Source organism: Lachnospira multipara LB2003 (assembly GCF_000702205.1).
GTDB lineage: Bacteria > Bacillota > Clostridia > Lachnospirales > Lachnospiraceae > Lachnospira > Lachnospira multipara_A.
In genome coordinates, this window is the sequence record NZ_JNKW01000010.1 from 59042 (window position 1) to 72999 (window position 13958).

Here is a 13958-nt window from a genome sequence, read left to right on the forward strand (position 1 = left end):
TTATTAGATTTAGTTTATAAATCTAGTTAATGTAATTTTCAAAACCATTATTGTTGATTTCATCAACAAGGGAAGCATCACCTGATTTTACAATTTTTCCATCTACCAAGATGTGTGTATAATCCACATCAAGAGATTCAAGAATTCTTGTACTATGAGTAATAATGATTAAAGCTCCACCAACCTTCTCTTTATATGCTTTAATTCCTTCAGATACTGTCTTTACTGCATCTACGTCAAGTCCTGAATCTGTTTCATCTAATATTGCAAGATTTGGCTTTAACATAAGTAGCTGTAAGATTTCAGCCTTCTTTTTCTCACCACCTGAAAAACCTACATTTAAGTCTCTGTTAGCATAAGACTTATCCATTGAGAGTAATTCCATGGATTTTTCCAAATCCTTCTTAAAATCCCAAAGTCTTATTCTTCCACCATTTCTATTCTGGTAAGCATTTCTAATAAAATTAGAAAGTGTAATTCCAGGAACCTCAATTGGATTCTGGAAAGAAAGGAACATTCCCTTCTTAGCAATTTCATCAGTCTTGCTTTCTGTAATATCATCACCATTAAAGATAATCTGACCTGAAATCTTCTCATACTTAGGATTACCCATTAATACATTACCTAGTGTTGACTTACCAGCTCCATTAGGTCCCATAATTACATGTGTTTCTCCTTCCTTTACAAGAAGATTTAGTCCATGAAGGATTTCCTTATCCTCAACTCTTGCCTTTATATCCTTTACTTCTAGAATAGTATTTGCCATTTTTTATACCTCCTATATACTTAACTATTTCTTATCAGGGTTAATGCTATCAAAACACTTTTGTTTATCTGCTTTTCTAGCTTCCTCTAATCTTATCTTTGCCTGTTCAAAATTAGTTGCAGCCTCTAATTTAAACTGTTCTAGCGACCACTCTCTAATTGTGTTTAAGATAGGAATAATGCTCTTACCCTTATCTGTTAAACCATATTCAACTCTTGGTGGTATTTCATCATATTGCTTTCTCTCAATAATATGTTCCTGCATAAGTTCCTTAAGAGTTGAAGCAAGCATTCCATCTGTTATTTCTGACATTTCGTCCCTTAACTGGTTGTATCTAAGGGTTCCCTTATCGTTTAATACACAGATTGCTCTTGATTTCCACTTTCCACCAAAAACCTGGAATCCATATTCAATTGGGCAATAAATATTCTTCTTCTTGTCTTCTTTCATGCGCACCTCACAAATTTATCTTTCACTTTTAATTTAATTATCTAATGTAAACAAAAGTTCAATCTTGTATGTTACTTTTAGCAGTAATATAATGTCCTGTGTTGAACTTTTATGGAATTATATCACCATACTATTAAAAATACAAGCTACTATTAAAAATAATAGTATTGGATTTTACTGGGAAAAGTTAACATTTTATTAAATCACGAAAGGATATATTAAGAATTAATTATGACTAAAGATCTTACCAAGGGAAAAATACTTCCCTTACTAGTTAATTTCACAATACCACTTGTAATTGGAAATATATTTCAATTAACATACAACGCAGTGGATAGTATTATCGTTGGTAGATTTGTTGGTGCTACTGCATTAGTTGCTGTTGGTACTGCCAATCCTATTACAAGCCTTATGATTAAGCTTCTTAACGGACTTTGTCTTGGTGCCGGAATCCTAATGGGCGTTCAATTTGGCGCTAAGGATTACAAAACCTTAAAAAGACAGATTAGTACCACAATGCTTGCAGGCCTATTTTTCTCAATCTTTATAAGCCTTGTGTGCATAATACTTGCTCCAGAAATTCTTATAATGCTACAAATCGATTCATCTGCATTACAGGAAGCAACAAGCTATATGCGAATTGTATTTTTAGGTCTAATTTTTACCTATGGATACAATTTCTTATCAAGTACACTTCGTGCCCTAGGCGATAGCACAACCCCGCTTTATTTCCTAGTTGCAAGTGCAATTATTAATATAATTGGAGACTTGCTATTTGTTATTATATTTAATCTTGGTAGCAATGGATGTGCAATTGCAACTGTTATCAGTGAATTTTTAAGTGTGCTTTTTTGTATTATTTACATTAAGAAAAAAGTTCCACTCCTAGACCTTAGAAAAGATTGGATTATATTTGATACGAGCTTACTTAAAAAGACCATAAGCTATGGATGGGCATCTGCTATGCAACAGGCAACTGTTCAAGCAGGAAAAGTTGTAATTCAGGCAATTGCTAACTCCATGGGTGTTGCTGTTGCTGCTGCATTTACTATTGTTAATAGAATCGATGATTTTGCCTACACCCCTGAACAAAATATTGGTCATGCCATGACAAGTCTCATGGCCCAAAACAGAGGTGCTAAAGATTACAAGCGTGTTAAACAAGGATTCTTTGAAGGTATGAAATTAGAACTTATATATGGATTCATGGTTTTACTTGTATGTTATTTACTAGCAAATCCTTTAATGAGAATCTTCTCAACAGATAGCACAGTAATCGCAGAAGGTGTGACATACCTACATATCATTGCCTTTTGCTATTTGCTACCTGCAATTACCAATGGTGTTCAAGGCTACTTTAGAGGAATTGGCGATTTAAAAATCACACTAATAAGCAGCTTTGTTAATATGTTTGGCAGAATAATTGCCTGCTTTATACTTGTTTACTTCTTTAAATTTGGCATTAGTGCCTTCCCATACGCATACTTAATTGGATGGATTGGCATGTTAATTGCTGAATTACCACTACTCATTAGAAATATTAAAAGCGGCAACTACATCCAATCCTAATCTATTTATAAAAAAATACGCCAAGATAAAGGATTAACCTTTATCCTGGCATATTTTATGCGGATATTATAATATTTTTCTTTAGTATTTATCTTTCATATTTATAAAATAAATATAATCACTTACTTCATTTAAGTCTTCATCTTGATAATAAGCATCATAGTTTTCATAATAGTCATCATCATATATACGACTTACATACACACACAAGAATTTATCATTAGCATCAATTTTCTCTATACTTTGACCTGTCTTTAAAGCCTCTATAGCAGTTTCTATAATTTCTTTTTTGTCTTGCTCGCTTAGAGAATATTCATGTGCCGTAATAGATGCTCTATCCTTGCAACTATATGAGTGTAGTGCAAATCTAATACTGTATTTCTTGCCATTTGTAAGGCTAAACTCTGCTCCATAGTCAAATAAATCTACACTTGAATCATTACTAATGCCTTCAAGTTTTTTTATAAGCTCATTTTTTAATTCAGTATTACTATTTAGTTCATCGATTCTATAATTCATCATTTCTGACATGGCTTCAGGTGTGTAATCCTGTGACAATGGAATTGATACATTATATTTCTTACCATTTCTTGAAAAATCCACATTAAAATCATTATAACTATTAGTAAGTCTTGCATAGAAACAATCCTTAAAATCTAAAGATTTTAATTCCTGTACAGCAATACTATATACTTCATTTGCCTTATTATAATCTAATTCAAAAGGACCATCATAGTTAACAGAAACCTTCTTAACATCAGGATAATCATAATATACTTTTTTATATTTAGCATTTGACTCAAGTCTAGCTGCCAAGTTATTAATTTCATCCTCATTTAGCCATACAATTCTCTTGTTATCAAAAATAAATCCCTTAAATCCCACAATTACGGCTATGTTTCTTTCCTCACTTGCAAAATCAAAATTATCTTTTTTGGCTTGTTCCTTCGATTTTTCAAATGCATTAGAAAGAATATCTATTACCTCTTCATCCTTTATTTCAATGGACTTAGTCTGACTTATTAAATAGTTAGTTTCTATCGCATTAATGTTATTACACATCACACTAAGGGTTACAGACTTTGTATTATCTAAGGTTGGAGTGTAGTTATTAATATTATCAATTATAAAATCCAATCCAAATGATATTAAAATCGTTAGCACAAGTCCAACTATAAATCCTGGAATTGCCTTATAAATATATGAAATTCTCTTAGATGAAACAAATTCATAAAGTCCAAGAACAAATATAGTTACTAGTATTGTAGCAACTATTTCCCATACATCCTGGTATCCGCCTTCTGAATTAATAAATGTCACAAAGGAAACTATATTTATTGCTGTAACTATAGCAACGCAAATAACAAATCTTACTGGTTTACTAATTGCTCCCTGACCTGCATATTCAGATTTTCTCTTATTAAACACTATCATTGCAAGCAGCAAATATATTATTGATAAAATAATTGTATATACGTAACTTGCCTTACATGTAACTATTTCCGTAAAATCAAAGTCCTGATTAAATCCTAAGTCTGAAAATATTATTCCCACATCCAGATTATATCTATTATTAAGCAGCCCAGGAACGTTATTTACTCTAAGAATTGTTGCTGAATCAATTAATTCAAAAGCTAAGCTTGTAATAAACCTAGGTAGAAAAATTATCATACCTGATGTAATACAGTTACTTAGCACATTTCCTGTAAGAGCACAGCCAAGAGAAATGGCACATAAAGCCTGAAAGCCATATAAGAACATACTTATATGCATAAGTATAATTCCCTTAGTATCAATTACATACCACTGACTATTAAAACCGTAACATATAAGCTGTGACACTAAACTTGATAATATAATTAAGAAAAACCAGCTAGTTGCAGCTAGAAATCTACTTAAAAATAAGGCATTACGTGTATATGGTAAGGAATGATAAAAATCCGATCCACTACGAGTATTTTGAAAATGCCATATTAAAATTCCCAACGTCAGTATAATAAAGGGAATTATAACAACTAGGTATTCATTGTCTGTAACTCCAGAAACAATGATTTTCCCATAAGTATCAGTATGCTTTAAATATGCTTTATAAGAACTAGCTTCATTAATAATTCTTGTACATGAAATAAAAACGGAAAGCACAATTCCTATAATTCCAATGATTTTTATCTGTAAAAAAACGCTTTTATATAAATTAAAACTAAAAATCTTCTTATCGTTCATTAATTAGCCTCCCAACTCTTCGAGATTGCAACAATTTTTGGAACCCCACGATTGCAGCGCCTTCGGCTGCGTGGGGCTACATTGCAAGCTCTTCGAGCTTGCAACAATTTTTGGAACCCCACGATTGCAGCGCCTTCGGCCACGTGGGGCTACATTGCAAGCTCTTCGAGCTTGCAACAATACCCTAGACTCTCCATTTCGTATATGAATACTTCTTCAAGGGTCAATGGTAATATTTCAAGAAGTATAGGGTTTAAACTAGAAAGTCTGTCATATACTTCATCTTTGTTGCCATTAATAATTATGTTAGCTACTGAACCCTGCTTAACAAAGTTAATAATCTCAAATCCGTCAAATTTTGTCTTATCAAAATCTTCTTTAAAGGCAACCTGAACCTTAAATTTATGAGTCTTTAAATCTAACACATCGCTATCAAGCACAAGTCCCCCCTGATGTATTAATATAAGATGGTCACATAAATCCTCTAATTCACGTAATGAATGAGAACTAATAATTATAGTTGTCTCTCCTTGTAAAACCTTGTCATATAATAAATTCTTAACATGTCTTCTAACAACTGGATCTAGTCCATCAAAAGTTTCATCAAACAATAGGTATTTTGCATTGGTTGAAAGAGCAAGAATAATTGCAGCCTGTCTTCTCATTCCCTTAGAAAAATATCCAATATTCTTGCTTATATCTAGCTTAAAGCTTGCAACTAATTCTTTGAATTTATCTATGTTAAAATCGTCATAAATATCTTTATAAAAAGAAGCCATATTTTTTAAATTAGCTCCCGGTAAGAAAAATAGCTCATCCCCAACAAAGCAAATATCCTTCTTAACATCAGGATTGTTATAAACAACCTTACTATTAAATTCAACAACTCCATTATCTGGCTTATAAATACCAGCTAATACTCTTAAAAGTGTGGATTTTCCAGCACCGTTAGAACCTACCATACCATAAATACTGCCCTCTTCAATATTACTTGATATATTTTTTAGTGCCTCAAAACGATCAAATTTCTTACATACATTCTTGATTTCTATCATCTAGTACACCTCCCTAATAAGATCTAATATCTCATCTTTACCAATACCTGCCATCTTCATTTCAACTAACAGGCTCCTTAAATCATCAAACTTTTCTCTCTTATCATTACCAATTATTTCCTTGGCATTAACTGAAATAAAAGAGCCTTTTCCAGGGACAGAGGTAATCAAACCCTTTCTGTCTAACTCAGTATAGGCTTTCTGTATTGTATTAGGATTTATACTCAGACTTCCCGATAAATTTCTAACTGAAGGCATCTTATCATTAGATTTCATAACTCCCGTTAAGATCATCATTTCAACTTGTTCCACAAGTTGCTCATAAACAGGCGTACGAGACATAACGTCAATATTAAACATTCTCTGCCCACCTTTCATACATTTGCCTTTCAAGTAAATCATAAATATTACAAAAATAGCAACCCCCTATTTGCATCTGTGTTTTTGGGATAAAGGTTGATAACATTAATTTACAGGGATTGCTATTCAAAATAAAAGTGTGTTATAACTGTACTATCTGTCTTAGTACAGTTATATTATTAACCATAAATTTGTATTTGTCAATAAAAAAAAAGAGAAATGTAAAAATTACATTTCTCTTAAAATTCCTAATTAAGCAAAATATTATTCACATTAGATGAAAAATTTTTCCATAATTCCTTTAATTCATCAAGCACAACCAAACCTGGCATTGTTATGGAATAGTACTTTCTACTAACTTCTCTTGCCTTAGGCTCTGTCCACTTAGAAACAACTAAGCCTTCGTCTTCAAGTCTATAAAGAATAGGATAAAGGGTTCCCTCCTTTACTGTAAACATCTCATTACTTCTTGCTTTCATCTCAGTTAAAAGCTCATAGCCATATTTCTCATGTTCACTAAGTAATTGAAGAACAAGTATTTCAAAAACTCCTTTTTTTAACTGTCTTTCATACTTTTTATTAATCGCCATTAATCCATATCCTACTTTTCTAAATATTCTAGCATCTTATTGTCAATTTGATTCTTAAAACGACTATAACGTCTTTGTTCTGAAGGAACAAACCTATCAGATTCTACCATGGCATGAAATTCTTCATAATCAACAAATTTATAATCCATTGTCTCTCCAATCTGAAGTGTTATCTTTGGTTCTGACTCAATAGGATTAATATAACTATGATAAATTACATGTTTTTTAGAATCCACAAATTGATATAGAGGAACTAAATCCTCTGGATTTGCCTTGATTCCAGTTTCTTCTAAAAGCTCTCTACACGCGCCATTTCTAGCATCCTCTCCCTTTAAGATAGAGCCTCCTGTGATTTCCCACTTTAATGGATAGGTCTTATTTCTAGAACGCTGTGTAACTAATATCTTCTTAGTTTCATTTACAATTGTATAAACTAGCACTACTACATGGAATACTCCGTCTGGTAATGATTTAGCCTGACTTCTCTTTACATCAAGTCCAAGTCTATGCTCATTGCAATCATATCCATCCCAGATTTCATCATCAATGATTTCTAGCTCACTTTCATAATACTGTTCATTAAAGTAAATCATCTCTTCTAATTGCTGTCTAGTATAATGAATGTTCTCTGGAACAATAATCCAAACAGAATTATTCTCGCTATCATCCTTTCTTCTAACAATAGCTGTCAAAACTCCGGTAAATTCGTCTAGCGGAACGTCCACACCTAATACATAAGCCATCTGCTTACTATAATCACCGTCTAATTCTGACATTTCCTCTTTCTCAATGTAGCCACAATTTATAGGGTACACTATCGAGGGGTTTTCTTCATCATTACTTCCTAAAGGATGATCAATTTTAACAGTAACTGTTTCTACTCTCATATTACCTCACTTTTATATCAAATAAAATTGACATGATAACTGTCTCATGTGTTAAATATACACTATTAATTTTCTATTATCAACTTTAGAACAATGGAGAAATTAATCTTAAAATACACTGACTCATTCTAAGTTGCTGCTTTTTATAATCCGAATATTTTAAAGAAACATTTTCTGATCTTGCAAAAATTTCTTCAAAATTCTGTCTAACCTTAACTGCCACTTCTCTATCGTAAATAAGTGTACCATTTTCAAAGTGATGATATAAGCTTCTAAAGTCCATATTTATTGTATTTACTGCTGATATCTCATCATCACAAACCCACTGTTTAGCGTGCATAAATCCTGGTGTAAACTCATATATCTTAACTCCATGCTTTACTAGACCAGCATAATAAGAACGTGTCATGGAATAAGTTACCTTTTTATCAGGAATTCCAGGCGTAACAATCCTTACATCAACACCCCTTCTTGCTGCAAGGGTTAATTCCCTTCTCATCTCGTCTGTAATAATAAGATAAGGAGTTGTTATGTATACATAGGTCTTGGCATTTTTTATCATATTAAGATAGACATTTTCTCCAACTCTATCTTTACCAAAGGGGCCATCTGCATATGGGCACACATAGGCATTACTTGTATCTGTTAAATACTTAACCTCAGAAAAATCTATATCTATATATTTATTAAAGTCCGTATCTGATAACTTAATTGCATTCCACATTGATAAAAAAATCAAGGTGTAATTCTTAACAGCCTTTCCTGTTACCTTAATTCCTGTATCATACCATTCTCCATAAGGATGGGTGATATTAAAATACTCATCTGCTAAGTTATAACCACCTGTTACAGCATAAATGCCGTCAACCACTGTGATTTTTCTATGGTCTCTATTATTCATAAACATATTAAAAAATACCCCAACAGGGTTAAACACTCTACATTGAATGCCTTTAGCTCGCATCTCCTTAATAAAATCCTTATTAAGGAAAAAGATACTGCCAACATCATCATAGAATAGTCTTACCTCAACCCCTGCCGCAGCTTTTCTAATTAGAACATCTTTAATTCTACCAAAGCTCGTTGCATCCTCTATTGCATGGTATTCCATAAAGATAAATGTCTTGGCTGTCTCTAGGGTTTCTATTAAGCTTTCTAAACCGTCTTCTGCTCTTTCATGATATTCTACCTTTGTCTCATCATAAACCGGAAAAGCAATATGTCTATATAAATACTTAAATTCGTTAGAAATCCCCTTATCTGTACTATCTAATCTATTGGCAACCCCTTGATCTTGAACCATAAATTGATTCATATAATCAGTAATTGTCTGAAATTTTGCCCTGGATTTTTTGGTAATTATAGGTTGTCCATATAAAAAATACAAAGGCAAACCCATAATAGGAAAAGCTAAAATGGCAATAATCCATGGGGTTCGAAGGGCTGCATTACTTGTTTTTACATACATCTTAAGTACAACAATTATTGCAATAACAATAAATATCAAATTCAATCTTTCTGCGTGTTCACGCAAGGCATAGACTAGCGCCTCAATCCATACAATCTGTAATATAAACATAAATACAGATACAAATAAACGACTGGCGCTATTCTTGGCTGATGTCTTTTTCTCTGTTCGTATATTTGACATATTATAAATTCCTCATACATATAATTTCTTCTTAATATTACAACAAAATAATATCTTTACAAGCACACTTAGGCTTTCTTCATAGTAAATTAATTATTAGCTATATCCTAAGTCTCAACCCCAGCAAATTGTGTCATATACAAATCATAATATTTTCCCTTTGCCTTAATTAATTCCTTATGGTTACCCTTTTCCACAATTCGTCCATTATCCATAACAACAATTAAATCTGCATCCTGAATTGTTGAAATTCTATGGGCAATAATTAAACTTGTTCTATTTTTCATAAGATTAACCATGGCATCCTGAATTCGTTTTTCAGTTCTAGTATCAACATTGGATGTAGCCTCGTCTAAAATAAGAATTTTAGGTTTTGCAAGAAATGCCCTGGCAATGCTTAATAACTGGCGTTGACCTTGGGAAATATTCTGCCCCTCTTTTGCTAATCTAAAGTCATATTTTCCTTTAAAGTGATTAATCATATTGTGGCAACGGCTCATTTTACAAGCATCAACCACCTCTTCATCACTAGCCTCTAAATTAGAATATCTAATATTATTCTTAACAGTATCTGCAAAAAGCACAGTATCCTGTAATACAATAGCTGTGTTTTTACGCAAATTATTACAATCTATATCCTTTATATTAACATTATCAACTAAAATCTCACCGCTGTCTATATCATAAAAGCGCATAAGTAGGTTAACTACTGTTGTTTTACCACTACCTGTAGCCCCAACTAAAGCCACCTTTTCTCCTGCCTTAACCTCTAAATTAAAATCGTATAACACCTGTTTTTCCTTAGTATAGGAAAAATTGACATTCTTAAAGCTAATAACTCCCTTAGCCTCATCCATTTTTTGGCTACCTGACTTATCTTCAAGGGATTCATCCATTACTGCAAATACTCTTTCTGCACCGGCAATTGCTGTCTGAATTTGTCCATAAATATTGGCAATTTCATCAATCGGTCTTCCAAATTGCTTAGCGTAAACTAAAAAAGCAGAAATAATACCAACAGAAATAATGCCATTAATTGCGAAGTACCCTCCAAAGGCCGCAATAATCACAAAGCCAATATTATTAATAACATTCATTATAGGTCCCATGGAACTAGCTAGTACCTCTGCAACAATTCCCACCTTAGTAAGATTATCAGAAGTCTTAGCAAAATCCTTTAAAACCTGATCTTGCCTATTATAGGCAGTAACTGTCTTATAGCCTGTTACCATTTCTTCAATTGTACCATTTAGGCTTCCAAGTAAAAGCTGTTTTTTCTTATAAAAAGTTCTCATGGCCTTAGATAAGAACTTAGTTACAAGTAAAGTAAGAATTACAGTAACCATGGAAAATACTGCAAGTCTTGGGCACAAATAAATCATCATAACTGCTGTTGCTATAATTGTTATAACTCCTGAAAAAAGAGAGGATAAGCTTTGAGAAATAGTTGTAGAAACATTCTCAACATCGTTGGTCATCCTACTCATAATATCCCCATGGGAGTGGGAATCTAAATACTTAATTGGCAAATTAACAATACAATCAAATAGATCTGTACGCATTTTTCCAACTATTCTTTGGCTTAATTTAGCACTTAAACGAGTCTGAATAAAAGAACTTATACTATAAATTCCATAAATTATAAGAAGTATTACGAGTATAGGAGCTATCTTATTAAAATCTCTAGCAATTATGCAGTCAATGGCATTACTCTGCAATTTAGGAGCATAAACTGATGTTATACATGCAATAACTACTGCAAATAATAAGACTATTAGTGTATTTAATTCATTCTTAAAGTATTTAATTAAACGGACTATGGTTTTTTTACCATCTTGAGGTTTTTCAACCATAAGATTTCTTTTGCCACCACGGCCTGTACCCATCATTTTACTATAATTCTTTATATCTGCAGATTTGCTCATATTATCATTAGGCATCTTTACTACCTCCTAACTGAGAATTATAGATATCCCTATAAACTCCACTAGTTTCTAGAAGTTCGCTATGACTTCCAACTGCTGATAATCTACCATCCTCTATAATAACGATCCTGTCAGCATCCTTAACTGAAGCTATTCTTTGTGCTACGATTATCTTAGTCATATTAGGATATTCACTATTAAGATTTTTATAAAGATTAGCCTCTGTCTTTAAATCTAGTGCTGATGTGGCATCATCAAAAATTAAAATACTAGCCTTTTTTAGCACTGCTCTTGCAATGGCAACTCTCTGTTTTTGTCCACCAGAAAGACTAGTTCCACCCTGACTTACCATTGTGCCTATACCCTCTGGCTTAGAATCAATAAATTCACTTGCCATACTTATGTTGGCTGCATGCATTATTTCATCATAACTAGCCTTTTTGTTGCCCCAAGAAATATTCTCTCCTATGGTCTGATTAAAAATTTCGCTTTTTTGCAAAGCTATAGAAACTAAATCACGTAAATCTTTTAACTTATAGTCTCTAACATCCACATCATCTATAAGAATACGTCCAGCAGTTACATCATAAAATCTAGGAATTAAATTTACCAAACTTGACTTACCACAGCCTGTCTCCCCAAGAATTCCTATGGTTTCACCTGGATTTATAACTAAACTGAAATCCTTTATTATCATAGTTTCTTCCTGTGTTGGATAAGCAAATGAAACATGATCAAATTCTATTTTTCCTCTTGCCTCTTTCTTTCCATTAAAATTGCCATCCCTAATAACTGGAACACAATCAAGCACTTCTTTAATACGTCTCCAAGAAGCTACTCCCCTTGATGCAGTCTGGAAAATCATATTCATTCTCATAATTGCATTTAAAACCTGTGAAACATAGGTAATTGCTGCCATTACCTCACCTGGTGTAACAACTCCCCTATAAACATTTATCTGTCCTACCTTAATAATAGCAACAACGCTATAATTAAGAATTATATTCATAATTGGTGTCATAAAGGACAATAAAAGTAAGACATCAAGCTGTGTATCAACTAATTCCTTATTAGTTTTTTCAAATCTATTGATTTCATAATCTTCTCTGACATAAGCTTTTACAACCCTTGATCCTGACACATTCTCTTGCATTACGTTATTTAAATTGTCCAGTTTTTTCTGTAAAATACTAAACTTTGGGTTTGCCTTTGAAATAAAATAAATCACGCATAATATAATTAAAGGTAGGGAAATTACTATTACTACTCCAAAACTAAGATTTAATGAAAGCATACAAATAAGGCCACCTATAAAAAGCATAAAGGTTCTTACAAAACCTCTTATTGCCATTTGCACAAAGGTCTGAACCTGTGTAACATCATTGGTAACCCTAGTAATTAATGATCCTGTTTGAAATTTATCTGTCTGACTGAAAGAAAAAGACATTATTCTATTAAACATATCTTTTCTTAAGTCATTACCGAAATTTTGTCCTGCTATATTAGCAAAAACACCTGATAGAATTCCGCACACTCCACCTATAGCCACAAAAGCTATCATCATAAGTCCTGTATGAATTACCAAATTTAAATTACCTACACCATTATTGTTTAATCCAAGCACACCATCATCCACAATTATACTCATCATTCGTGGTTGCATTAAATCCATAAAGACTTCACCTAGCATAAAAAGTGGAGCTAGAATGGCTGCCCACCAGTATTTTTTTATATACTTTAACATGTCCTCTCCTTTATAAAAAAATGACAACCCTAATAAGAGCTGTCATTTTATTAGCATTTTAAAGAACTAATAAATATTGCCACTAATCTTCAAAAACCTTCTTAATACTGTCATAGTGTAAAAACTCACCTCTATCAGCAATTTCCTTGATTTCTTCTATAGTCGCAAATTTAAATTCCAATGCTTCCTCTTTTTGTATTTTAACGTCATTTTCATTAATATCCATCTCAAATCTGTATATATCAACGAAATAATTATCCTTTTCCTTAGGATTATCTCTTCTATAACTAAAGCAAAAGCCTCCCTTAGCTTCAGAGACATCTATACCCGTTTCCTCAAATACCTCTCTTTTTACAGCATCTAAGGATGTTTCCCCGCTTAGGGCTGCACCTCCTGAAACCTCCCAATGACCTGGAGCCCATGCTTTGCTTAGAACTCTTCTTGTAATTAAAAAAGTATTATCTGGTCTTTTTATAACTCCTAATACTGTTAAATGATAATCTCCTGGCTGCATATTCCAGTCATTTCTTACCATTGTTCTTCCTGTCTTTTCCTTATTAACATCGTAGATGTCCCAAATTTCCATTAACTCATTCCTCACAATTCCACATAAAATCATAGCATGCCTTCTAACGAAAACATGCTATATTACTACATCAAGTCAAGACTCGCTCGCGAGTCTTGCGCGCTGGATTCGGGTCTGCTTAAGCAGACAAATTCCTGTCCGAATCCGTGCGC

General features: G+C 32.7%; 12 protein-coding genes. 1 reads left to right on the forward strand and 11 read right to left on the reverse strand.

Annotated features, from left to right (window positions below):
- Nucleotides 1-22 precede the first annotated feature (22 nt).
- On the reverse strand, nucleotides 23-766 hold the full coding sequence (sufC, locus tag T537_RS0107370; RefSeq protein WP_031556978.1) for a Fe-S cluster assembly ATPase SufC: 744 nt from the start codon (nucleotides 764-766) through the stop codon (nucleotides 23-25).
- 24 nt (nucleotides 767-790) lie between these two features.
- Nucleotides 791-1216, reverse strand: coding sequence for a winged helix-turn-helix transcriptional regulator (locus tag T537_RS0107375; protein ID WP_031556980.1), 426 nt, complete (start codon nucleotides 1214-1216; stop codon nucleotides 791-793).
- A 231-nt stretch (nucleotides 1217-1447) separates the two neighbouring features.
- Here T537_RS0107375 and T537_RS0107380 point away from each other — a divergent pair, with 231 nt between their 5' ends.
- On the forward strand, nucleotides 1448-2785 hold the full coding sequence (locus T537_RS0107380; RefSeq protein WP_031556982.1) for an MATE family efflux transporter: 1338 nt from the start codon (nucleotides 1448-1450) through the stop codon (nucleotides 2783-2785).
- A gap of 81 nt (nucleotides 2786-2866) precedes the next feature.
- On the opposite strand, the gene T537_RS0107385 is transcribed toward T537_RS0107380, so the two are convergent.
- The 9 genes from T537_RS0107385 to T537_RS0107430 form a co-directional block, all read right to left on the reverse strand.
- Nucleotides 2867-5008 (reverse strand): ABC transporter permease, encoded by a 2142-nt coding sequence (locus T537_RS0107385; RefSeq protein WP_031556984.1) that lies wholly within the window; start codon nucleotides 5006-5008, stop codon nucleotides 2867-2869.
- Nucleotides 5009-5157: 149 nt separating this feature from the next.
- Nucleotides 5158-6063, reverse strand: a complete 906-nt coding sequence (locus T537_RS0107390; protein WP_027438564.1) for an ABC transporter ATP-binding protein — start codon at nucleotides 6061-6063, stop codon at nucleotides 5158-5160.
- A complete protein-coding gene (locus T537_RS0107395) occupies nucleotides 6064-6423 on the reverse strand; it encodes a GntR family transcriptional regulator (protein ID WP_027438563.1) in 360 nt (119 codons plus the stop codon).
- 248 nt (nucleotides 6424-6671) lie between these two features.
- Nucleotides 6672-7013 carry a PadR family transcriptional regulator gene (locus T537_RS0107400; protein ID WP_031556986.1) on the reverse strand — a complete coding sequence of 114 codons (342 nt, stop codon included), beginning with the start codon at nucleotides 7011-7013 and terminating at the stop codon, nucleotides 6672-6674.
- An 11-nt stretch (nucleotides 7014-7024) separates the two neighbouring features.
- Nucleotides 7025-7900, reverse strand: a complete 876-nt coding sequence (locus T537_RS12435; protein WP_051637184.1) for an NUDIX hydrolase — start codon at nucleotides 7898-7900, stop codon at nucleotides 7025-7027.
- An 85-nt stretch (nucleotides 7901-7985) separates the two neighbouring features.
- On the reverse strand, nucleotides 7986-9551 hold the full coding sequence (cls, locus tag T537_RS0107415) for a cardiolipin synthase (RefSeq protein ID WP_027438561.1): 1566 nt from the start codon (nucleotides 9549-9551) through the stop codon (nucleotides 7986-7988).
- Between the two features lie 107 nt (nucleotides 9552-9658).
- The gene (locus T537_RS0107420; protein WP_242839171.1) at nucleotides 9659-11491 is read right to left on the reverse strand and encodes an ABC transporter ATP-binding protein; all 1833 of its coding nucleotides are present in this window, start codon (nucleotides 11489-11491) and stop codon (nucleotides 9659-9661) included.
- Nucleotides 11484-13220: an ABC transporter ATP-binding protein gene (locus tag T537_RS0107425; protein WP_031556988.1), complete on the reverse strand. Its 1737-nt coding sequence runs from the start codon at nucleotides 13218-13220 to the stop codon at nucleotides 11484-11486. The genes T537_RS0107420 and T537_RS0107425 overlap by 8 nt, the downstream gene beginning before the upstream one ends.
- A gap of 82 nt (nucleotides 13221-13302) precedes the next feature.
- Entirely contained in the window at nucleotides 13303-13806 is a 504-nt protein-coding gene (locus T537_RS0107430) for an NUDIX hydrolase (protein WP_031556990.1), read from the reverse strand.
- Nucleotides 13807-13958 lie beyond the last annotated feature (152 nt).